This is a genomic window from Morganella sp. GD04133 (assembly GCF_029835375.1).
In the GTDB taxonomy this organism is placed as follows: domain Bacteria; phylum Pseudomonadota; class Gammaproteobacteria; order Enterobacterales; family Enterobacteriaceae; genus Morganella; species Morganella morganii_B.
On record NZ_JAODZS010000038.1, the window covers coordinates 20,895 to 44,007 of the forward strand.

The 23,113-nt window shown below is 49.0% G+C and carries 19 protein-coding genes; all 19 read right to left on the bottom strand.

Annotated elements, in window-relative coordinates; all coding sequences use genetic code 11:
- Positions 1–32 precede the first annotated feature (32 nt).
- A complete protein-coding gene (locus tag N7387_RS17265) occupies positions 33–446 on the bottom strand; it encodes a hypothetical protein (RefSeq protein ID WP_279800436.1) in 414 nt (137 codons plus the stop codon).
- A 65-nt stretch (positions 447–511) separates the two neighbouring features.
- Positions 512–1,204, bottom strand: a complete 693-nt coding sequence (locus N7387_RS17270; protein ID WP_279800438.1) for a CPBP family glutamic-type intramembrane protease — start codon at positions 1,202–1,204, stop codon at positions 512–514.
- A gap of 190 nt (positions 1,205–1,394) precedes the next feature.
- Complete coding sequence (locus N7387_RS17275; RefSeq protein ID WP_279800439.1) at positions 1,395–2,174, bottom strand: hypothetical protein; 780 nt, start codon at positions 2,172–2,174, stop codon at positions 1,395–1,397.
- A 32-nt stretch (positions 2,175–2,206) separates the two neighbouring features.
- Complete coding sequence (locus tag N7387_RS17280; protein ID WP_279800441.1) at positions 2,207–2,896, bottom strand: hypothetical protein; 690 nt, start codon at positions 2,894–2,896, stop codon at positions 2,207–2,209.
- A 220-nt stretch (positions 2,897–3,116) separates the two neighbouring features.
- Positions 3,117–3,809: a hypothetical protein gene (locus tag N7387_RS17285; protein ID WP_347815240.1), complete on the bottom strand. Its 693-nt coding sequence runs from the start codon at positions 3,807–3,809 to the stop codon at positions 3,117–3,119.
- Positions 3,810–3,888: 79 nt separating this feature from the next.
- On the bottom strand, positions 3,889–4,977 hold the full coding sequence (locus tag N7387_RS17290; RefSeq protein WP_279800443.1) for a lipase family protein: 1,089 nt from the start codon (positions 4,975–4,977) through the stop codon (positions 3,889–3,891).
- Positions 4,938–5,672 (bottom strand): hypothetical protein, encoded by a 735-nt coding sequence (locus tag N7387_RS17295; RefSeq protein ID WP_279800445.1) that lies wholly within the window; start codon positions 5,670–5,672, stop codon positions 4,938–4,940. Before N7387_RS17295 ends, N7387_RS17290 begins: the two co-directional genes overlap by 40 nt.
- A gap of 166 nt (positions 5,673–5,838) precedes the next feature.
- Positions 5,839–6,642, bottom strand: a complete 804-nt coding sequence (locus tag N7387_RS17300) for a DUF4123 domain-containing protein (RefSeq protein WP_279800446.1) — start codon at positions 6,640–6,642, stop codon at positions 5,839–5,841.
- A gap of 5 nt (positions 6,643–6,647) precedes the next feature.
- Complete coding sequence (gene tssI, locus N7387_RS17305) at positions 6,648–8,642, bottom strand: type VI secretion system tip protein TssI/VgrG (protein WP_279800447.1); 1,995 nt, start codon at positions 8,640–8,642, stop codon at positions 6,648–6,650.
- Complete coding sequence (locus N7387_RS17310) at positions 8,639–8,770, bottom strand: hypothetical protein (protein WP_262861373.1); 132 nt, start codon at positions 8,768–8,770, stop codon at positions 8,639–8,641. The genes tssI and N7387_RS17310 overlap by 4 nt, the downstream gene beginning before the upstream one ends.
- Before the next feature lie 493 nt (positions 8,771–9,263).
- The gene (locus tag N7387_RS17315) at positions 9,264–10,577 is read right to left on the bottom strand and encodes a polysaccharide deacetylase family protein (protein WP_262868462.1); all 1,314 of its coding nucleotides are present in this window, start codon (positions 10,575–10,577) and stop codon (positions 9,264–9,266) included.
- Between the two features lie 84 nt (positions 10,578–10,661).
- Entirely contained in the window at positions 10,662–14,888 is a 4,227-nt protein-coding gene (gene rpoC / locus N7387_RS17320) for a DNA-directed RNA polymerase subunit beta' (RefSeq protein ID WP_025154588.1), read from the bottom strand.
- 108 nt (positions 14,889–14,996) lie between these two features.
- Positions 14,997–19,025, bottom strand: a complete 4,029-nt coding sequence (rpoB, locus tag N7387_RS17325; RefSeq protein WP_279800449.1) for a DNA-directed RNA polymerase subunit beta — start codon at positions 19,023–19,025, stop codon at positions 14,997–14,999.
- A 348-nt stretch (positions 19,026–19,373) separates the two neighbouring features.
- The gene (gene rplL / locus N7387_RS17330; protein WP_004242306.1) at positions 19,374–19,739 is read right to left on the bottom strand and encodes a 50S ribosomal protein L7/L12; all 366 of its coding nucleotides are present in this window, start codon (positions 19,737–19,739) and stop codon (positions 19,374–19,376) included.
- Positions 19,740–19,805: 66 nt separating this feature from the next.
- Positions 19,806–20,303, bottom strand: a complete 498-nt coding sequence (gene rplJ, locus N7387_RS17335) for a 50S ribosomal protein L10 (protein WP_004242307.1) — start codon at positions 20,301–20,303, stop codon at positions 19,806–19,808.
- A 321-nt stretch (positions 20,304–20,624) separates the two neighbouring features.
- Positions 20,625–21,326, bottom strand: coding sequence for a 50S ribosomal protein L1 (gene rplA / locus N7387_RS17340; protein WP_025154590.1), 702 nt, complete (start codon positions 21,324–21,326; stop codon positions 20,625–20,627).
- A 3-nt stretch (positions 21,327–21,329) separates the two neighbouring features.
- The gene (rplK, locus tag N7387_RS17345; RefSeq protein WP_004238484.1) at positions 21,330–21,758 is read right to left on the bottom strand and encodes a 50S ribosomal protein L11; all 429 of its coding nucleotides are present in this window, start codon (positions 21,756–21,758) and stop codon (positions 21,330–21,332) included.
- A 149-nt stretch (positions 21,759–21,907) separates the two neighbouring features.
- Complete coding sequence (gene nusG, locus N7387_RS17350) at positions 21,908–22,453, bottom strand: transcription termination/antitermination protein NusG (RefSeq protein WP_025154591.1); 546 nt, start codon at positions 22,451–22,453, stop codon at positions 21,908–21,910.
- Between the two features lie 10 nt (positions 22,454–22,463).
- A complete protein-coding gene (gene secE / locus N7387_RS17355) occupies positions 22,464–22,841 on the bottom strand; it encodes a preprotein translocase subunit SecE (protein WP_025154592.1) in 378 nt (125 codons plus the stop codon).
- Positions 22,842–23,113 lie beyond the last annotated feature (272 nt).

Consider the following 23,113-nt stretch of genomic DNA (forward strand, 5'->3'; position numbering starts at 1 on the left):
AGCGATCAAAAAAACTATAATTTTACTGTATATTATAATCTTAACGTGATTGTGATTATACCCATTAAAATACCTTGATTATATAAAGGAAGAAATAAATTTATGAAAATAAAAACCCAAAAATACTCAAACCCAGAATCATTATATTTTTGTCTTTTGTATATATATAGCGGAGGAAAAACAAACCAGACCCATGATGGACAATAAAAACCATTTTTTTTCAAAAAAACTCTGCCTTTAATAAAGGAAAGAAATGAAACAAGAAAAACAAGAACAGAAATAAACACCCTTGCATTAAAAACATCATCGCCACTTATATCCCATTGATTAAAACCAATAAAATACATAAAAATAACAAACCATAAAAAAACAATATTACCTATTGTAAATAACAAATATGGAAACATCAATAACTTCAAATATACACTATTTTTTTCTTTATTCATTTTAATACCTTAACAAAAACAACACACTTTAATATCTTATTTTCAAATACGGTCTTGAGATATGGTTAACCGTCATATCCATAATGATAAGTCTGAATATTAAAATAAAAAATATTAAATAGAGCGTGTAAAATAACAGGCAGAAGTACGCCTCCGCTTTTCATTCTGGCCAGTAATAATATTATTGATAAAGAAACAAATAGTACAACTCCGGATAAACAAACGCCAAATCTGATATCATAAGCATTGTAAACAATGAAAAACAGGGTTGAAACAGAGAACAAAATTTTTCTTGAATATTTTATTAACTCATTAAATAACACGCCACAAAAAACAATCCCCTGAATGATTGGCTGAATAACAAAAACAGAAAAATAAAAAAGCACTTTAGATACAGGCATTGTTTCATCTATGTACGAATAATACCATCCAGCCTCAAACTCAACACCCGTTAATTTTTCAATAAAAAATAAAACCAATACCACTGGCACGATGATAAATGTCAATTCAGTAACTGTCTTTATTTTTATAGTGCCAATAAGTACAGGGGTATTTGTTTTATTATAAAAAAACAAGATAGCAAGAACTACTGCTAATTTAATAAAGTCAACTATAAATCGAAGTGACATATAAAATGACTCAAAAATATAACTGCTAAATATTATCACATATTCATCAGAATAAAATAAAAAAACAAGCATAACGACACATAAAACAACGGGTTTACTAAATAACTTGTGATTATCCATATCAATCATAACTCTGTATTAATAATATTAAATTCATTATGTTAATTAGCTTTTTAATTTCCAAAAAAAATCTTAAGGCATCGTTTAACACAAAGTGTAAAAACCACCGGTCAGTACCATAGAGCGGGCAACAGCACAGTAAGACATACATTATTTTGTTAATTCACGGGTATTCTCCTCAAACCGTGTCAGGGCTGTTTTAACGCTGTGCCGCCGCCCGGCGCGCTTCCCGGATTTTCAGTAATTTCTTATAGTCCGGGTAGATTTCGCTTTCTCTTTCTTCCTCTCCGTCCGGATAAGTGATAACGGTTTTATTTCCCGGTTTTTTTTCTTTTATATCTGTCCAGCGGCTGAGCATCTCCTGTTCATAATCCACCGTCAGGTGAATATTTTCCGCACCCGCCAGCCGGTACGTGACCATGTCGTCTTCAGCAACCAGATGAAATGTTTTTTCTTGTTTTCCGAGAAAAATATCACGAATAAACGGGAACAACAGCAAATTGCCCCTGAAATCGCCCCGGTGCGGAATATAGCCGCCGTTAAACACCGCAGGGGCATAATTTCCGGTGATAAACACCGTTTTAAACCCGAAGTTATCAGTGATTTCCGGGTCAACGGTATGAGGATGTTTCAGTCTGATCTCATAGGTGAGATTGCTGAGTGTCCAGTCACAGTATCCGCCCCCGGACACCGGTACCGCTGCACTCACCCTGCCATTCACTGCAGTCAGCGGGTAATCCGCCCAATTCGTTTTCGCCACCTCATAAGGCTTATCGCGGCTGTCATATTCGGTACGGGTACATTTTTTTGAACGGTAGACGGCCGATAACGGCAGCGATTCCAGTGCGTCCGGTACCGTCGCGGAAAAATGAATCATCCGGCTGTCTGCCGGCGGCGACAGCGCCGTGTTGTAGGAACAGCCCGTCAGGGCTGATGCGGCCAGAATGACGGCCACCGGGATACTGTTATATAAATTCACGGGTATTCTCCTCAAACCGTGTCAGGGCTGTTTTAACGCTGTGCCGCCGCCCGGCGCGCCTCCCGGATTTTCAGTAATTTATTATAACTTGGGTAGATTTTTCCTTTTTGTTCTTCCTCTCCGTCCGGATAGGTCATGACGCTTTTATTTTCCGGTTTGTTTTCTTTTATATCCGTCCAGCGGCTGAGCATCTCCTGTTCATAATCCACCGTCAGGTGAATATTTTCCGCCCCCGCCAGCCGGTACGTGACCATGTCGTCTTCAGCAACCAAATTAAATATCGTTTCGTGTTTGCCAAGACGCCGTTCACGAATCAGAGGAAATAATAATAATGACTCACTGAAATCACCCCGGTGCGGAATATAGCCGCCGTTAAACACCGCCGGGGCATAATTTCCGGTGATAAACACCGTTTCAAACCCATAATTTTTCGTGATTGCCGGGTCAACGGTATGAGGATGTTTCAGTCTGACCTCATAGGTGAGACTGCTGAGTATCCAGTCACAGTATCCGCCCCCGGACACCGGTACCGCTGCACTCACCCGGCCGTTCATTGCGGTCAGCGGGTAGTCCGCCCGGTTAGCTTTCGCCACCTCATAAGGCTTATCGTTACTGTCGTATTCGGTACGGGTGCATTTTTTTGAACGGTAGACGGCCGATAACGGCAGCGATTCCAGTGCGTCCGGTACCGTGGCGGAAAAATGAATAAGCTTCCCATTCACCGGCGGAGAAAATGCGGTATTCTGTACGCACCCCTGTGACAGTAATAATATAGGTAAGAGAGGTAATATGTTTTTATGACACCGTAATTTCATAAGTAACTTCCTTGTAGCGTTCAATGGCGTGCTTTAATACGGTACTTTTATTGATGTCCTGCGCAACGGTATATTTCAGAGTATCTTCATGTGCACTAAATATAAGTTTTCTCCTGCCGAGACCGGATTAGTGATCACTATTATTTTTACGCTCATTATATATTTTCATCAGCTTTTTATATTCAGGGAAGAGCTCTCTGGTTTTTTCCTGTTCACCATCAGGGTAAATAAAGGTAGCCATCGCATTTTTTTCCTTATTTTTAGGTCCGATATTGTACGTTTTCATGTCTGATTTGTAGTCTATGATCAGATTGATATTTTTAGTATTTTTGACTTTATAGGTTAGGGTTTTATCTTTTCCGATTAGCCAGAATGACTTTTCATGACCACCAATAAAATCCTCGGTAATCAAAGGAAACAGTATCAGCTCTTCATTCACGTCCCCTGTTTTTTTCTCGTAACCACCATCAAAGGTGGCCGGGGCATGATTATCAAACACAAAGGTAGCTTCTTCACCTAAATTATCCGAAATTAACGGATCTATTTTAGCCGGGTTCCTGAGTTTGACTTCAAAAACTATATTACTGAGTCTCCAGTTGCAGGCCCCTCCCCCGGATTCGGGAATATCGGCTTCCGCCTTACCCGGTGTGACCATGGTCAGCGGATATCGCTCCCGGTGATACCCCGGCACGGTATAGGTTTTCCAGTCAGCATTCTGCAGCTCTTTGCGGCAGATATCAGAACGGTAGATGGTATGAAGCGGTAACGCCTCCAGTTCACCGGGCACGGTGGCGGAAAAATGGATACGCTCCCCGTTCACCGGCGGAGAAAATGCGATATTCTGTGCGCATCCCTGTGACAGTGACAGTAATAATATAGGTAAGAGCGGTAATATGTTTTTATGACACCGTAATTTCATAAGTATCTTCCTTGTAGCGCTCAATGGCTTGTTTCAGTAACGTATTTTTATTGATGTCCTGCGTGACGGCATATTTCAGGCTGTCTTCGAGTGCAATAAAGGTCGTATTCCGTTTTGCATTCAGCGGATAAGCATCGTGATGATTAATCAGGGTCTCAAAACGTTGTTTAGCAACATTTAATACCGGCGTTTTTTCCGGTGCTAACATATTCAGCAGCCGGTTATTGATAATAACCTGATACTGACTGCCCATAAAATGGTCAAGCGGCATGGTAATCAGTGTGTCTAACCGGGGGTTATTTAACGGCCGGAAAACATCTTCCAGCATGCGTTTATCCGCCTCTGATAACCGCATCAGTTCAGCCTGTTCGTTCTGCAGGTCTTTATTGATCGATGCCTGTATCTCCGGGAACAGGTAGAACTGGTATTCGCCGTTCATACGCCAGCGTTTCGTGCCGGTAAAGTCGTTTTCCCGCCCGCTTTTGCTGGGAATTTTTTCCTCTCCAATCTGCCGGGCCCTGAAAAAGCTGACCGGATGACCATGATGGCAATACACTTCCCCGAAATCAGGCAGACTTTTTTGCAACGGGATGGTTGACATAGTAAAAGAGGTCCACAGTCCACCCAGTATCGTGCCCAGACTGCCGCCGACGTCGAAGAGCCAGCTGTCCATATTGGTATCAAACGGAACGCTGGTCACCGTATCAGCATCATTGACATGACGGAAATGAATCAGGGATGACAGGGATTTTGCACCGCTGATAGTCAGGACCCTCGGCATTCCGTAGGTGTACAGGAGCGGATGATTATCTCTCAGTGCTGCCGCCTGCAATAACCCCAGTGCGCCGCCCAGGCTGTGGCCGGTGATAAATAAATTTTTTCTCTTCGTAGTTTTGCTCAGTTCTTTAATTTTTTTACCGAAATATTGCCCGATACATTGATATGCCTCCAGAAAACCCCGGTGAACTTTTGATTCACCGCCGGGAACTAATTCTGCCGGGCAGGAGATCGGCTGATAGGTTGCATCGGTCAGTATGCTTCGCTTACTTGCCGTGCCGCGCCACGCCACGCCACGATAATTTGTGACGCATTTTCCACAAAAAACATTTTTGTGTCATGGTCACCTTTTTCATAATCCTTTGACTGCGAGGCATCCAGAAATACCGCCGGGCTGTAACGTTCTCTGAACGGCACATCAGTGACGATGGCCGGGTAATTAAAACTGTCTTTAAGTACCGGTGCCAGGGATAAATCAAAGCACTGCTGATAAAAAAACGAGGCGGTGGTATCTGGTTTCCGGATATATTCGCGCATATCCTCAGTTTCATTCGGATCGGCCATAACCTCATCTTTATACACCAGCAGGGACAGCAGCCCCAGATTATAGGTATTCACCATATCGTAGTCCGGGGTATGGCGGAGAATTAAAGACCATGCTCTGAACGGACATACCTCAATGACATGACAGCGGTTCCAGTCGGTATTGAAGAAAGTCTGTCCGTTAAATTTGTCTTCATCCGGAAAATGGTAATGAGGCAGCCCAAAACGGGACTGTTTCCACTGCGGGATATCCGGGGCTTTGTCACACAATTCACCGATGACAGCATAGCGGTAGCCACGGTTTACGGATTCCGCCGCCGGTTTCACGGTAGAATGGAATTCTCCCCGCAGTGTCCGCAGCGGACGATCCTCCATTTCATCAGTGAGTGCCTGAGCATCGAGGGTCAAAGTTGCCAGTGTGCGCGGTAAATTATCCTGCCGCAAATACCCCTGCTTATCAGTACATCCTTTTCTGACACCGCCCCCCCTGACTGTGAGTGTGTAATGGAGGCCTGCCAGAGGTTTATTAAATTCATCAACAAGCACACACTCAATCCAGGCGTTTAATTTAGCGCAGTCTGTGCAATAAGGGTCATTATACTTTACTGTGTCAGGTTGCATCGGTAATCCCTGTCTGCGGGTGAATAATATTCTGGTCTGTCAGATAACGGATAAAGAGCGCATTGCCTGCCCAGGTCACATCCGTCAGATCCTCCCGGCAGGTATCCATGTAATCATTAATCAGCGCCATCAGACGGCCGGGAGGTTCATCCAGCTGAAGAGCCAGCTCAGAATGATCCTCCCAGAACTGAATATAAAAATTATCGGTGATATTACGCCGTGACTGCGCAGAGTTATTCCAGGCCTCTGTCAGGTGGCGGCCCGGAACAAAAAGACCGGAAGGTACAATTGTGCCGGTATCTGCGGGACGGCTCAGGATGATATTGCCGTCCGGGGACGGGATACAGCAGCCGGCGGCCGGCGCCAGCAGGGAAGCCCAGTCTGCCGGTTTGCAGGCAGGGATAATCACAGCCGCAATTCTTGCATCGAACAGCCGCAAAATGCAGTCCTCCCCCTCAAACAGCATCCGCTGGTAGTGCTGCCAGTGGGTTATCTGTGCATCCCAGCTGCCGGTACTGTGATAGGCCCAGCCCCAGCTTTCATCCGGAAACGGGTTGTTATCCAGATACTGCCCCATTCCGGACAGGGCCTGCCATTTGACGCGGACAAGCCAGGGGCCGGCTGAGCCCAGGTGTGACAACGGTGTGCCGGCATACAGCGGCTGCGCCTCATCAATCCAGTCATACCGGTAAAACAGGTCTGACGGATCAGGGCGGGCCAGCTTATTCAGCAGAAAATAAACGTCATGCTGACTGTCCGATGTCAGCCATGTCCGCCAGTCTGTTGTCTTCATACCTCTCATGCCTCCCCGGCCGGTTTAACCATCAGGCCGCCCGGATGCTGTGAGGCCAGCGCACAGTGTTTTTTCGCCGGATGCGGCGGTTCAGCCGGCGGTACCCCGTCCGGCGGCTGCAGCCGGACAGGGATACCGCCGCCGGGTGCATTGTCGCCGACATTCATATTACCGGACGAAAAAATTGCCCCCGGAGTAATACGGATAAAGCTGTCGCCGACTTTAAGGGTGATTTCTGTTCCGGCCTCAATGATGATTTTTCCGTCACTGACGTGATGTGTCTGCTGTCCGCTGGATGTCACCAGGTTTCTGTCTGCCCGGGTATGTTGTTCACCTTTGATATGCAGCGAGGTATCCCCGGCTATCTGATGTTTTTGTGATCCGTCAATAATGACATGCTCATCACCGGCCAGTTCGGTATAACTGTTATGATCGATCCGCCGTTTCAGGTCATTTTGTATATGCCAGGTCGCGTTATCTTCGACATGCACATTCATGTCTTTCTGAGCATGAATATACACCTCTTCCTGACCGGCCAAATCATCAAAGCGCAGCTCATTAAACCCGTCCCCTTTATGGGTTTTGGTGCGGAATGTGGTGCGGGTTTTCTCTTTCGGCAGGTTCAGCGGCGGACGGTTGCGCCCGTTATAGGTGCAGCCGGTGATGACCGGACGATCAATATCCCCGTTAAGATATGAAATAATCACTTCCTGCCCGATACGCGGTACCGACATAAAGCCGAAACCGTCCCCGTTCCAGCCATGGGCAACCCGTACCCAGCAGGAAGCGCTGTGATCCGGTCTGCCGTAGCGGTCCCAGTGAAAATAGACTTTCACCTCACCCTGATCGTTAGTGTAGATTTCCTCTCCGTCCGGCCCGACCACCGTTGCCAGCTCGTCACCGTCCGCCTGCGGGCGGAAACGGTACGGCGGCCGCCATTCGCGGGAGCCGGGAATGAACTGCACGGTATTACTGAAGGTGGTGCCTTCACCGCCGCTGTTATCCGCCAGCGGCTGGGTACCCCGATGGTTAACCGTAATCACCTGCCACGACTGATTCATCACCCCTGACGGGTGGTTTTTCAGGGTGAAGATTTTCCCCGGCCTCAGGGCAAAACAGTTGGTGCCCGCGCTGCCGGTCTGGCGTTCATTCTGGGACTGTTCATAGCGCAGCATCGTAAAGTAGCCGCCCGGCTCATCCTGCTGAAAACGACCGTAACTTTCAAAGGTACCGTGCTGCCGGTGTATATCCCCGGTCAGCTGATGTTCAAGGGGGTAGGAGGGATTCTGCGGGTTGTAATCTTTCCGGATCTGAATATCACTGCACAGCTTTTCGGCGTAGCGCCAGGAGAATGCCGTGCTGTCACCGGTGTCCGTATCCGCCTGCGGGTTGTAGGTCAGGTGAATACCGGCAGTCATGCCGAGATGGCTGTCACTGTAAAAGAGTACCGGGCCTTCCTCAAACCAGAAATTAATCCCTTCCTCTGCCGCCAGGCGGCACCAGAAATCATACGCTGATTCCCGCTTCTGGGTGATGTAATCGCGCTTCCCGTGCAGTTCACCGTCGTAAAATTTCAGGTCATTTTTGACGTGAGCCTCATCCAGCAGGGTGGCGAGGACTTCCGGCACCGATTGCTGCCGGAAGATACGGCTGTCCTGGTTAAGGGTCATGATCCACATTTCCGGGCGGATCAGAAAGTGATACCAGGTTTTGTTGCCGTCGGTATTGCCCTGTTCAGCGGAGGCCAGCAGCCCCTGCACGGTACGCACTTTGACACCGTTGCGGGTGACCGTCAGTGAGGCGGCAGAGCCGAGATGATCCTCAAAGGTGATCGACGGCAGCAGGCTGACGGCGCTGAGGGTCAGCGAAAACAGTGAGGACAGGGATTCACTGAGTGAAAACTCGGTGACCTGAAAGGTCTGTTCCGGCAACCGGCCGATTTTGCAGGTAAATACCAGGCCGGACTGCCCCGGCAACAATTCAGAAACGGACGGGATCATGCCGGCTCCATAAATAAGGACAGACGAATTCTGCACACCGTTGTCGCCAGACAGTGCTGTGCAGAACCCATCAGAAAACAAACCGGCACGGCAGAAATACCGTCCGGCACGGTATCATTACGCTTCATCCGGCACACCGGGCAAGCGCGGGAGGGAATAATAGATTTCACATAACAGACTGTAAAGCATGGCTGACCGGCGGCATGGCACGAAATATTTATCTTTCGTTGAAAATGGTGTGAGAATAGGAATATAACACTGAGAAAAAGGCTGATTATGATATTTTTGGCATGATAATCCGATAATCAGTATTCACTGCGCGGGTAAATAAAGAAAAACGCATTATATTACAATTTGTTATGCTCCCTTTAAATGACAGCCAAAGAAACAAAGATGTAATGAAATATGTCACTTTTATAAAATCTTGAATATTAATAATTAAATTAACAAATTATCGTTAAACAGGAAAAATGCGCTTTTTGATAGTGGATATTTCTGAACTAATAAAAATATTAAGATTTAAATTATTCCATTACTGTCGGGCAAAAAGCGCGCTATCCCGCAAAAAAATGGCCTGATAATCGTGATTATCAGGCCGTGAGTCGTTATAGAAAAATCATGCTATCGGTCAACAACAATATCTTTATTCACCACTTCCGGACCACTGTTGCCAATCATGGTGGCAAATTTCTCAATCGGGTCAGTACGCAGTGCATACAGACGTTTCAGCGCATACGGGTTATCGCCGAGGCGGACTTTCCCCTGAATGGTGGTGACAGCCATCGTCATACCCGCCTGCTGTGCGGCATCCATCGCATCCTGATTATATGCCCCGAAAGGATAAGCCAGATAATGCTGTTCCGGATTCAGTTTCGCCAGTACGCGCTGTGAACGCTGGTAATCCAGCAGGAGTGTATGTTCTTTGCGGCTGAAAATAATCGGGTTTTTGCGGTTATCCAGACGGTGCAAAAAGTGGGTATGTGACTGAATGTCAAACACATCCCGTGACTGCATCAGCTCCGGCCAGCACATAAACTGTAATCCGTCAGGTGCCCATTTCTGCGGTTTTGATTTCACCCGCGAGGAAATCACAAACAGGGTGGCTTTCTGATCATTCTGCTTCAGGATCGGATAAGCATAGCGGTAAACCGATTTCAGGCCATCGTCGAACGTCAGCGCCACTACTTTGCCCGGCAGGTTATTTTCCTTCGCCAGATAACCGGCCACGTCATCAAGGGAAATCGTCCGGTAACCGGCCTGCTTCAGATAATCCATCTGTGCCTTAAAGGCCTCAACGGATGTGGTGGTCGAGGTATGACGGAAATTCCTGTTTTCGCTGTCTTTCAGAATATGGTGATACGTCAGGATCGGGATCCCTTTATCCAGCTCCACATCCGATAAACGGATGTACGCCAGCCTGTCTGCCAGGCGGATAGTCAGCCAGACAATTTTTTCACCCTCCCGGTTTTCCCTGACCATTTTAGCCAGCACCGGATAACGCAGATCACCAAACAGAGTGGCAACCGGGGATTTCAATTCATCCGGCGTGCCAAATACATTGGTGTTACGGATGGTTATCAGATAATCATAAATAGGATTATTGAGTTCATTCAGTGTGTCCAGCGGCGGCACGACTTTGGGTTTTTTATCTGACAGATGTTCGCTGCTGATAAAACCGCGGTCATTGCCAAACTGTAACTCACGGAATTCCCCTTTCATCGGATAAATATAAAAACCGTGTGACGGGTTCAGTTCCGCAACCCCCTGCATCACACCGGCGACCGGTGCGAAAATCACCTGCGGTTCTTTTACCTGAATCAGTACCGGTGATTCATCTTTCAGTAACCATTCCTGTGAATCGGAAGGGGCTTCCGCCGCCCGGCTGATACCGGCGACAGAAAATAAAATCATAAAAATAAACAATACGTTGCGCATAATATGCCCGTTTGCTTGCTGTTCTGCACAAAAAAGCCCTCCTTAAAAAGGAGGGCTGTTCAGTCAGTTACATTGCTGTATCACTTACTCTTTGCTGCCACCGAAGCCCGCGTTCAGAAGCTCAGCTAAGTTAGCTGTTGCTTCATCAGCGCTGACCGGCTGTGGTGCTGCATCGGCAGTTTCTGCCAGATGACGGCGGCGGATACGATCCTGGTGGTACGCGAAACCGGTACCGGCCGGGATCAGGCGACCCACAATGACGTTCTCTTTCAGACCGCGCAGTTCGTCGCGTTTACCCGCAACGGCCGCTTCGGTCAGAACGCGGGTGGTCTCCTGGAACGATGCCGCAGAGATAAAGGACTCTGTTGCCAGAGACGCTTTGGTGATACCCAGCAGATCACGTTCGAAGGTTGCAGGGATTTTACCTTCCTGCTCCAGCAGACGGTTTGCCACTTTCACGCGTGCATATTCAACCTGCTCACCTTCGAGGAACTCAGAGCTTCCCGCAGAGGTGATGGTGACTTTACGCAGCATCTGACGAACGATAACTTCGATGTGTTTATCGTTAATCTTAACGCCCTGTAAGCGGTAAACTTCCTGGACTTCGTTCGCGATATAACGGGCAACCGCATTCACGCCGCGCAGACGCAGGATATCGTGCGGTGATTCCGGACCATCGGATACGACGTCACCACGTTCAACCATTTCGCCTTCGAACACGTTGAGCTGACGCCATTTCGGAATCATCTCTTCATACGGATCGCTGCCGTCGATTGGTGTGATCACCAGACGACGCTTACCTTTGGTCTCTTTACCGAACGAGATGATACCGCTGATTTCAGCTAGGATCGCAGGCTCTTTCGGACGACGCGCTTCGAACAGATCCGCAACGCGCGGCAGACCACCGGTAATATCCTTGGTACCGACAGATTCCTGCGGGATACGTGCCAGCGTGTCACCGGCGTTGATGGTAACACCATCATCCAGCTGAACAATCGCTTTACCCGGCAGGAAGTAAGCGGCAGGCATATCCGTGTTCGGGATCAGAACATCGTTACCCTGTGCATCAACAATTTTCAGTGCCGGACGCATTTCTTTCGCACTGGTGGTACGTTCTGCAGAATCCAGAACAACCAGTGAGGACAGACCGGTTAATTCATCAGTCTGACGGGTGATGGTCTGACCATCGTGCATATCTGTGAAGCGGATAACACCGGATACTTCACTGACAACCGGCATGGTATGCGGATCCCAGTTAGCGACCGTTTCACCGCCGTTGACGGCTTCACCGTCACCTTTGGAAAGCTGAGCACCGTAAGGCACTTTATAGCTTTCTTTGGTACGGCCGAACTCATCGATCAGACGCAGTTCAGTGTTACGTGAAGTCACCACCAGTTTACCGGCAGTGTTACCGATAAGCTTCGCGTTGAACAGTTTCACTGTACCTTTGTTACGGACCTGAATGCTCGATTCTGCAGCAGCACGGGATGCCGCACCACCGATGTGGAACGTACGCATCGTCAGCTGTGTACCCGGTTCACCGATTGACTGTGCCGCGATAACACCCACCGCCTCACCGGCGTTGATGATGTGACCACGCGCTAGGTCACGGCCGTAGCATTTCGCACAGACACCGAAGTCAGTTTCGCAACTTACAACGGAACGTACTTTCACGCTGTCGACAGAGTTTTCTTCTAACAGGTCACACTGTTTTTCGTGCAGCAGGGTGTTACGCGGGATAAGAATATCCGCAGTACCCGGCTTCAGAATGTCTTCAGCAGCCACACGGCCTAATACGCGGTCGCGCAGAGGTTCTTTAACATCACCACCCTCGATAACCGGGGTCATGACGATACCTTCGTGCGTACCACAGTCATCTTCAGTGATGACGAGGTCTTGTGCCACGTCAACCAGACGACGGGTCAGGTAACCGGAGTTTGCTGTTTTCAGTGCGGTATCCGCCAGACCTTTACGCGCACCGTGGGTTGAGATGAAGTACTGGAGTACGTCAAGACCTTCACGGAAGTTCGCGGTGATTGGCGTTTCGATGATGGAACCATCCGGTTTCGCCATCAGACCACGCATACCGGCCAGCTGACGAATCTGTGCGGCAGAACCACGCGCACCGGAGTCGGCCATCATAAAGATACTGTTGAAAGAAACCTGCTGTTCTTCTTCGCCGTCGCGGTTAACCACGGTTTCAACAGACAGGTTTTCCATCATCGCCTTGGCAACACGTTCGTTGGCTGCGGCCCAGATATCGATAACTTTGTTATAACGTTCGCCGGCGGTAACCAGACCAGACTGGAACTGCTCCTGGATTTCGGCCACTTCCGCTTCCGCTTCCGCGATGATCCCGGCTTTTTTCTCCGGAATAACCATGTCATCGATACCAACAGATGCACCTGAACGGGCAGCGTAGGCAAAACCGGTGTACATGATCTGGTCAGCAAAGATAACGGTCGGCTTCAGACCCAGAATACGGTAACAGGTGTTCAGCATTTTGGAGATTGCTTTTTTACCCAGCGGCTGGTTAACCAGTGAGTAAGGCAGACCACGCGGAACGATACGCCATAAGATGGCTCGGCCGACAGTGGTATCAATCATGCTGGTACGCTTGGTGACATTACCTTCGCCGTCTTTCACTTCTTCAGTGATACGGACTTTCACACGGGCATGCAGAGACGCATGACCGGCGCGGTATACACGCTCAGCTTCGGTTGAACCGTTCAGTACCATGCCTTCGCCTTTGGCGTTAACACAGTCACGGGTCATGTAGTACAGACCCAGAACAACGTCCTGAGAAGGTACGATAATCGGATCGCCGCTTGCCGGTGACAGGATGTTGTTGGTGGACATCATCAGGGCACGGGCTTCGAGCTGCGCTTCCAGGGTCAGAGGGACGTGAACCGCCATCTGGTCACCATCGAAGTCGGCGTTATATGCCGCACAAACGAGCGGGTGTAACTGGATAGCTTTACCTTCGATAAGGATAGGTTCAAACGCCTGAATACCCAGACGGTGAAGTGTCGGTGCACGGTTCAGGAGAACCGGGTGCTCACGGATAACTTCATCCAGGATATCCCATACGACCGCTTCTTCGCGCTCAACCATTTTCTTGGCGGCTTTAATGGTGGTTGCGAGACCACGCAGTTCCAGCTTGCCGTAGATGAACGGTTTGAACAGTTCCAGTGCCATTTTCTTAGGCAGACCGCACTGATGCAGACGCAGGTAAGGACCTACGGTGATTACAGAACGACCGGAATAGTCAACACGCTTACCGAGCAGGTTCTGACGGAAACGACCCTGTTTACCTTTGATCATGTCTGCCAGCGATTTCAGCGGACGCTTGTTAGAGCCGGTAATTGCACGACCACGACGGCCGTTATCCAGCAGCGCATCCACGGCTTCCTGCAGCATACGTTTTTCGTTACGTACGATGATGTCAGGTGCAGCCAGATCCAGCAGGCGTTTCAGACGGTTATTACGGTTGATCACACGACGGTACAGATCGTTCAGATCTGATGTCGCAAAACGACCACCATCGAGCGGAACTAACGGACGCAGATCCGGTGGTAACACCGGCAGCACTGTCAGGATCATCCACTCCGGTTTGTTACCGGACTGAATGAACGCTTCCAGCAGCTTGATGCGCTTGGTCAGTTTCTTACGTTTGGTTTCTGAATTGGTTTCATTCAGTTCTTCGCGCAGGTTTTCGACTTCCTGTTCCAGATCCATTGCTTTCAGCAATGCCTGGATGGCTTCCGCACCCATTTTCGCGTCGAACTCATCACCGAACTCTTCCAGAGCGTCGAGATACTGTTCTTCTGTCAGAATCTGGCTGCGCTCCAGGCTGGTCATCCCGCCTTCAACAACAACATAAGATTCAAAGTACAGAACACGTTCGATATCACGCAGCGGCATATCCAGCAGCAGGCCGATACGGGACGGCAGTGATTTCAGGAACCAGATGTGTGCAGTCGGTGATGCCAGTTCGATGTGACCCATGCGCTCACGGCGCACTTTAGTCTGAGTCACTTCAACACCACACTTCTCACAAATCACACCACGGTGTTTCAGACGTTTGTACTTACCGCACAAACATTCGTAATCTTTTACCGGCCCGAAGATACGCGCACAGAAAAGCCCGTCACGCTCAGGTTTGAACGTACGGTAGTTAATGGTTTCCGGCTTTTTCACTTCACCAAATGACCATGAACGAATCATGTCAGGTGAGGCCAGACCAATTTTGATCGCATCAAACTCTTCGGTCTTGGTTTGCGCTTTCAGAAACTTTAATAAGTCTTTCACGAAATGGCTCCTGTCGGAGTTAGACCTGTGAGACAAACGGTCGTCTGTTTGTCCCTTAAACCAGATTTACTGGTGCTGCCCGTGTACCACGGGCAGCCACAACGGTAATTACTCGTCTTCCAGCTCGATATTGATACCGAGGGAACGGATTTCTTTCAGCAATACGTTGAAAGATTCCGGCATTCCCGGCTCCATCTGATGACTGCCGTCGACGATGTTTTTGTACATCTTCGTACGACCGTTAACGTCATCCGATTTCACAGTCAGCATCTCCTGGAGGGTGTAAGCGGCACCGTATGCTTCCAGTGCCCACACTTCCATCTCCCCGAAGCGCTGACCACCGAACTGCGCCTTACCACCCAGCGGCTGCTGGGTAACCAGGCTGTAAGAACCGGTAGAACGCGCATGCATCTTGTCATCAACCAGGTGGTTCAGCTTCAGCATGTACATATAGCCGACGGTAACCTGACGCTCGAACTGCTCGCCGGTACGACCATCAAACAGTGTGATCTGACCGGAAGTCGGTAAGCCACCCAGAGTCAGTAATGCTTTGATTTCCTGCTCTTTTGCACCATCGAATACCGGTGTTGCTGTCGGCATACCTTTTTTCAGGTTGTTCGCCAGACGCAGAACTTCTTCATCACTGAAGGTGTTCAGATCCACTTTCTGACGCGGGTCATTACCCAGGTCATAGGCTTTCTGAATGAATTCGCGTAATTTCGCGATTTCCTGCTGCTCTTTGATCATCTGGTTGATTTTGTCACCGATGCCTTTCGCAGCCATACCCAGGTGGGTTTCCAGAATCTGACCGATGTTCATACGCGATGGTACGCCCAGCGGGTTCAGTACGATGTCAACAGGGTTACCTTTTTCATCGTATGGCATATCTTCGATAGGGTTAATTTTTGAGATAACCCCTTTGTTACCGTGACGACCCGCCATTTTATCACCAGGCTGGATCTGACGTTTAACAGCCAGATACACTTTAACGATTTTCAGCACGCCCGGTGCCAGATCATCGCCCTGGGTGATTTTGCGGCGTTTCGCTTCCAGTTTCTTGGCGAACTCAGATTTCAGTTCGTCATACTGCTCGGCCAGCTGTTCTAACTGATTCTGTTTTTCTTCATCAGTCAGAGCCAGTTCCAGCCAGCGCTCGCGCGGCAGTTTGTCCAGTTTGTCAGCTTCCATGCCGCCGTTGATCAGAACGGAACGGATACGGCTGAACAGACCGGCTTCCAGAATCTGGAGCTCTTCGGTCAGGTCTTTCTTCGCGTCACGCAACTGCATCTCTTCGATTTCGAGAGCACGCTTGTCTTTTTCCACGCCATCGCGGGTAAAGACCTGGACGTCGATAACCGTGCCGGAAACACCGTTCGGTACGCGCAGAGATGAATCTTTCACATCTGACGCTTTCTCACCGAAGATAGCACGCAGCAGTTTCTCTTCCGGGGTTAACTGTGTTTCACCTTTCGGTGTCACTTTACCGACCAGAATGTCGCCGCCTTTCACTTCCGCACCGATATACACGATACCGGATTCATCCAGTTTGGAGAGCGCTGCTTCACCCACGTTAGGGATGTCGGCGGTGATCTCTTCCGGCCCCAGTTTGGTGTCACGGGACACACAAGCCAGTTCCTGGATGTGGATAGTGGTGAAACGGTCTTCCTGAACCACACGCTCGGACACGAGGATGGAGTCTTCGAAGTTGTAACCGTTCCATGGCATAAATGCCACGCGCATGTTCTGACCCAGTGCCAGTTCGCCGAGGTCAGTTGACGGACCATCAGCCAGCACGTCACCGCGTTCAACCGGCTCGCCCAGCGATACGCAAGGAGTCTGGTTGATACAGGTGTTCTGGTTAGAACGGGTATATTTGGTCAGGCTGTAGATGTCGATGCCCGCTTCGCCGGCATACATTTCATCTTCATTTACCTTGATAACGATACGTGATGCGTCAACGTACTGAACAGTACCGCCGCGTCTGGCTACGGCTGTAACACCGGAGTCAACCGCTACCGCACGTTCCATACCGGTACCAACCAGCGGCTTGTCAGCGCGCAGAGTCGGAACCGCCTGACGTTGCATGTTCGCACCCATCAATGCACGGTTGGCGTCATCGTGTTCCAGGAACGGGATCAGGGATGCACCGACAGAAACCACCTGCTGGGTGGAAACGTCCATGTACTGAACCTGATCACGGCTGAATAAGCTGGATTCACCTTTGTTACGGCAGGTGATCAGTTCATCAACGAAGTGACCTTCGTCATCTAACACGGTGTTTGCCTGTGCAATGATGAAGTTACCTTCTTCGATTGCAGACAGATAATGAATTTCATCGGTAACAACATCGTCACGCACTAAACGGTACGGGGTTTCCAGGAAACCATATTCGTTAGTCTGTGCATAAACAGATAAGGAGTTGATCAGACCGATGTTCGGACCTTCAGGGGTCTCGATAGGACATACGCGACCGTAGTGAGTCGGGTGAACGTCTCGTACTTCGAAGCCGGCACGCTCACGGGTCAGACCGCCCGGGCCTAATGCTGATATACGGCGTTTGTGAGTAATTTCTGACAGCGGGTTGTTCTGGTCCATAAACTGGGACAGCTGGCTGGAACCAAAGAACTCTTTAACCGCAGCAGAAATCGGCTTGGCGTTGATCATATCCTGAGGCATCAGGTTATCCAGATCACCCAGTGACAGACGCTCTTTCACCGCACGCTCAACACGGACCAGACCGACACGGAACTGGTTCTCTGCCATTTCACCGACAGAACGGATACGACGGTTACCTAAGTGGTCGATATCATCCACTTCACCACGGCCGTTACGGATGTCGATCAGTTTCTTCATGACATCAGTAATGTCCTGCTGGCTCAGGATCCCGGTACCGTCAGAGTCATCACGACCCAATGAACGGTTGAACTTCATGCGGCCGACCGCAGACAGATCATAACGATCTTCAGAGAAGAACAGGTTCTCGAACAGGTTTTCAGCAGCTTCGCGGGTTGGCGGCTCACCAGGGCGCATCATGCGGTAGATTTCTACCAGTGCGCTTAAACGATCGTTGGTCGGATCCACACGCAGGGTTTCTGACATGTAGGCGCCGTGATCCAGGTCGTTGGTGAACAAGGTTTCAATGGTTTTGTGACCGGACTGGCTCAGACGCGCCAGCAGATCCAGTGACATTTCCATGTTCGCCGCACAGATTAATTCGCCGGTCGCTTCATCGATGTAATCGCGCGCAACCACTTTACCTGCGATATATTCAACAGGCACTTCAATCTGGTTGACTTCGTCTTTTTCCAGCTGGCGGATATGACGGGCAGTGATACGACGACCTTTCTCAACATAAACTTTACCGTTCGCTTCGATATCGAAGGATGCGGTTTCACCACGCAGACGCTCAGGAATGAGGGTCATGGTCAGTTTATTGTTGCGGATTTCAAAGGTGGTTTTTTCGAAGAACAGGTTCAGAATGTCTTCGGTGCTGAAATTCATCGCACGCAGAATGATCGATGCCGGTAATTTACGGCGGCGGTCAATACGGACAAATAAGTTGTCTTTCGGATCGAATTCGAAATCCAGCCATGAACCACGGTAAGGAATGATACGTGCGTTATACAGCACTTTACCGGAAGAGTGTGTTTTACCTTTGTCACTGTCAAAGAACACGCCCGGGCTGCGGTGTAACTGAGAAACGATAACACGCTCAGTACCGTTGATAACGAACGTTCCGTTTTCAGTCATGAGCGGAATCTCGCCCATGTAAACTTCCTGTTCTTTAATATCTTTAACTGTGCCTTCCGGTGCTTCACGCTCGTAAACAACCAGACGCAGTTTTACGCGCAGCGGTGCGGAAAAGGTTACGCCGCGGATCTGACATTCTTTAACGTCAAATACCGGCTCACCCAGACGGAAGCTGACATATTGCAGTTCAGCATTACCACTGTAGCTCTGAATCGGGAAAACGGAACGGAACGCGGCTTCCAGGCCGTTCTGACCGTCCGGATCGAGTTCAATGAATTTCTGGAATGAATCCAGCTGGATAGAAAGGAGATACGGTACATCCAGCACTTGCGGACGTTTACCAAAATCCTTACGAATACGTTTCTTCTCGGTATAGGAGTAAACCATAGGGTTCCTCAGCTCGCTTGATCAGTGACCCGGCCTGCCCGTATCGGACGGACAGTCGCTACAACTATCTAATTTGGACAGAAAATTGAACATTTTCTGTTAATACCCATTGCTATTACTCTTAAATCATTTCATTGCGCTGCTGACTACCGAGCTACCCGAGCGAATCGCAGTCATAAACACAGTATATTAAGTCGTCAATAGAAAAAAGTATTCGGAGAGTTTGCGGGTGTCAGATAACACAACTGTTACCCCGAAAACACACGCATGCGCATTAGCGCAAAAAGGCTGGTGACCAATAAGTCACCAGCCATCAGCCATTTTCAGGCTGCTACTGCAAAAAGTGGCTTATTTAACTTCAACTTCCGCGCCAGCTTCTTCCAGAGATTTTTTCAGAGTTTCAGCTTCATCTTTGCTCACACCTTCTTTCAGTGCAGCAGGTGCGCTTTCAACTAAGTCTTTAGCTTCTTTCAGGCCCAGACCAGTTGCGCCGCGAACAGCTTTGATTACTGCAACTTTGTTAGCGCCGGCAGCTTTCAGAATAACGTCGAACTCAGTTTTCTCTTCAGCAGCTTCAGCAGGACCCGCAGCAACTGCTACAGCAGCAGCAGCAGAAACGCCGAATTTTTCTTCCATCATGGTGATCAGTTCAACAACGTCCATTACAGACATTTCAGCAACTGCGTCCAGGATTTGTTCTTTAGTGATAGACATACGATATGTTCCTAAAATTCAGAATAAGTTTATACGTTAAAAAGCAACGAAGAAAAGAAAGGGCAATTAAGCAGCTTCTTTCTGATCGCGTAACGCTGCCAGAGTGCGAACCAGTTTGCCTGCAGAGGCTTCTTTCATGGTTGCCATCAGGCGCGCGATTGCTTCTTCGTAAGTCGGGAGTGTTGCTAAGCGATCGATATCTTTCGCTGCAATTAACTCACCTTCAAAGGCTGCGGCTTTAATCTCGAATGCAGGGTTCGCTTTCGCGAATTCTTTGAACAGACGAGCAGCAGCGCCCGGGTGTTCATGAGAAAATGCAATCAAGGTAGGACCGACGAATACGTCTTTCAGGCACTCAGAAGAGGTACCTTCAACAGCACGACGCAGCAGGGTGTTACGTACTACACGTACAGTAACGCCAGCTTCACGACATGCTTTACGCAGACCGGTCATTTTATCTACAGTCACACCACGGGAATCCGCGACAACTGCAGACAGCGCACCTTTGGCAACTTCGCTGACTTCAGCAACAATCGCTTGTTTGTCTTGAAGATTTAATGCCATTAGCTTCTTGCTCCTGGTTTAGCCGGGTAATACAACCCCGGAACTCACTTCACTCAGCACCGGAAGGTGGAGAGCGCTAAAACACGGTGAGCAGAATACTCGAATAAAATTCTTGTGGCTCTGTCACCGTCTACGCAGGAAAATTAAGTAATCACTTACACCTGCGGTCTTGGACGGGGCCCGGAAAAGGCCGGGCTCCAACCGAAATTCTGAGCTGTGCCTGATTCCGTGATAATTTCACTAAATCAAATACAGCAAACATTGGGCGTCAGATTCTACAGAAACCTGACCCCAATGTAAAGCGCTTACTATCCGCAGATATTAAGCAGCAGCAGTCAGACCAGACTGGTCGATTGCAACACCCGCACCCATGGTGGTAGACAGGCTGACTTTCTTGATGTACACGCCTTTCGCTGAAGATGGTTTTGCTTTTTTCAGCGCAACCAGCAGAGCTTCCAGGTTTTCTTTCAGTTTATCAGTGTCGAAATCTACTTTACCGATAGTGGTGTGGATGATCCCGTTTTTGTCGTTACGGTAACGAACCTGACCCGCTTTAGCGTTGTTCACAGCTTCAGCAACGTTAGGCGTTACAGTACCTACTTTCGGGTTTGGCATCAGGCCGCGCGGGCCTAAGATCTGACCTAATTGGCCAACAACGCGCATTGCATCCGGAGATGCGATAACAACGTCGAAGTCCATTTCGCCGGCTTTGATTTTGTCAGCCAGGTCTTCCATACCAACCAGTTCTGCGCCGGCAGCTTTAGCAGCTTCAGCGTTAGCGCCCTGTGCGAACACAGCGACACGGACAGAACGACCGGTACCGTTTGGCAGTACAGTTGCACCGCGAACGTTTTGATCAGATTTACGTGCATCGATACCCAGGTTAACGGCAACGTCAACGCTTTCAACGAATTTAGCAGTCGCTAATTCTTTCAGCAGGGCTACGGCTTCATTGATGTCGTACAGTTTGGTCGCATCAACTTTTTCACGGATATTGCGCATGCGCTTGGTCAGTTTAGCCATCGATTAACCCTCCACTACCAGGCCCATGGAACGAGCAGTACCTTCGATAGAACGCATCATAGCTTCTACATCGGCACCAGTCATATCCGCTGCTTTAGTCTCAGCAATCTCACGAACCTGAGCAGAAGTAATTTTACCTACTTTCTCTTTGTTCGGTTTGCCGGAACCAGATTTCAGACCTGCAGCTTTCTTCAGTAAAACTGCCGCTGGCGGAGTTTTAGTGATGAAAGTGAAAGAACGGTCAGCATAAACGGTGATAACAACCGGGATTGGTAAACCTTTTTCCATGCTGTCTGTTTTGGCGTTAAACGCTTTACAGAATTCCATGATGTTCACACCCTGCTGACCCAGTGCAGGACCAACCGGCGGACTTGGGTTTGCCATACCAGCTGCAACCTGCAGTTTGATATAGGCTTGTACTTTCTTAGCCATTTAAAAAATCCTCAATATGGGTAATAGCGCCGGTTATCCCGGCTCCCCTATGAATACAGGCCCGCGTAAAAAACGCGAACCCCTGAAAAACAAAAGGCGCGAAATTGTAGATAAATTTCCCGCCCTTTGCAAGCCCGGAAAAAAAACCGTTATGGTTTTTCGACCTGACTGAAATCCAGTTCGACCGGTGTTGCACGACCAAAAATAGAGACTGATACCTTCAGGCGGCTCTTCTCGTAGTCGACTTCTTCAACAACACCATTAAAGTCTGCAAACGGACCATCGGAAACACGGACCATTTCGCCCGGCTCGAACAGCGTTTTCGGACGCGGCTTATCACCCACCTGCTGCAGGCGGTTCATAATCGCATCAACTTCTTTATCGCTGATCGGTGCAGGACGATCGGATGTTCCGCCGATGAATCCCATTACACGCGGTACGTTACGCACCAGATGCCAGGATGCATCGTTCATCACCATCTGGACCAGGACATAGCCCGGGAAGAATTTGCGCTCACTTTTGCGGCGCTGACCGCTGCGGATCTCGACGACTTCTTCCGTTGGCACCATGACTTCGCCAAATGAATCTTCCATCCCGTTGATTTTGATATGTTCACGCAGAGACTGCGCAACCCGGCTCTCGAATCCGGAGAAAGCCTGGATGACATACCAACGTTTTTTAGGAGAATCCGACATCTTTAGAACCTCAGAAGGATGTTATATAGGAAACAAGACGGACAAGGATACCATCAAGGCCCCATAACACTAACGACATAACCGCTGTGACTGCCGCAACGATCAGTGTTGTATGCAGTGTTTCCTGACGTGTAGGCCAGATCACTTTACGCATTTCAACCCGTGCTTCGCGGGCAAAAGTCAGTGTCGCTCTGCCTTTCGTTGTCCACAGTGCAATACCACCGGCTAATGCGATGACGACAACAACTGCCAGCGCACGCAGCGCAAGATTAAATTCGCGGAAGTAGTAATTCCCGCCGATGGCTGCGATCAGCAGAACTGCGACCACTAACCACTTGGCAATGTCAGCACCACGGCCGTTTTGTTGAGCTTCGCTATTCGCACTCATAAACCAACCTGTAACCATGAAATAAAAAAGTCAGCCGGACTGCCTCGCTGTTGCAAAACAAATCAGACCAAAATTAGGGACAGATGCAATTGTATCTGACTTGGCGTCATAATCCAGCATGAGTTTCGTATTCTTCGAGATACTCACCATTCGTTGCGTGAGAGCCTATCTCACCAGTAGTTGATGATCAACTAGTGATGAGATAGGTTCTTCATAAAACAACGCAGAAAAAGGGCATCAAATGATGCCCTTTTTAGGATTATTACATCCGT

Bases quoted from the DNA above. Each gene is read 5' to 3' on its own strand.
- N7387_RS17310 (WP_262861373.1), bottom strand. From the start codon at position 8,770: ATGAAGCGTAATGATACCGTGCCGGACGGTATTTCTGCCGTGCCGGTT.
- N7387_RS17270 (WP_279800438.1), bottom strand. From the start codon at position 1,204: ATGATTGATATGGATAATCACAAGTTATTTAGTAAACCCGTTGTTTTA.
- secE (WP_025154592.1), bottom strand. From the start codon at position 22,841: ATGAGTGCGAATAGCGAAGCTCAACAAAACGGCCGTGGTGCTGACATT.
- nusG (WP_025154591.1), bottom strand. From the start codon at position 22,453: ATGTCGGATTCTCCTAAAAAACGTTGGTATGTCATCCAGGCTTTCTCC.
- N7387_RS17300 (WP_279800446.1), bottom strand. From the start codon at position 6,642: ATGAAGACAACAGACTGGCGGACATGGCTGACATCGGACAGTCAGCAT.
- N7387_RS17265 (WP_279800436.1), bottom strand. From the start codon at position 446: ATGAATAAAGAAAAAAATAGTGTATATTTGAAGTTATTGATGTTTCCA.
- tssI (WP_279800447.1), bottom strand. From the start codon at position 8,642: ATGATCCCGTCCGTTTCTGAATTGTTGCCGGGGCAGTCCGGCCTGGTA.
- rpoB (WP_279800449.1), bottom strand. From the start codon at position 19,025: ATGGTTTACTCCTATACCGAGAAGAAACGTATTCGTAAGGATTTTGGT.
- N7387_RS17315 (WP_262868462.1), bottom strand. From the start codon at position 10,577: ATGCGCAACGTATTGTTTATTTTTATGATTTTATTTTCTGTCGCCGGT.
- rplL (WP_004242306.1), bottom strand. From the start codon at position 19,739: ATGTCTATCACTAAAGAACAAATCCTGGACGCAGTTGCTGAAATGTCT.
- rplJ (WP_004242307.1), bottom strand. From the start codon at position 20,303: ATGGCATTAAATCTTCAAGACAAACAAGCGATTGTTGCTGAAGTCAGC.
- rplK (WP_004238484.1), bottom strand. From the start codon at position 21,758: ATGGCTAAGAAAGTACAAGCCTATATCAAACTGCAGGTTGCAGCTGGT.
- rplA (WP_025154590.1), bottom strand. From the start codon at position 21,326: ATGGCTAAACTGACCAAGCGCATGCGCAATATCCGTGAAAAAGTTGAT.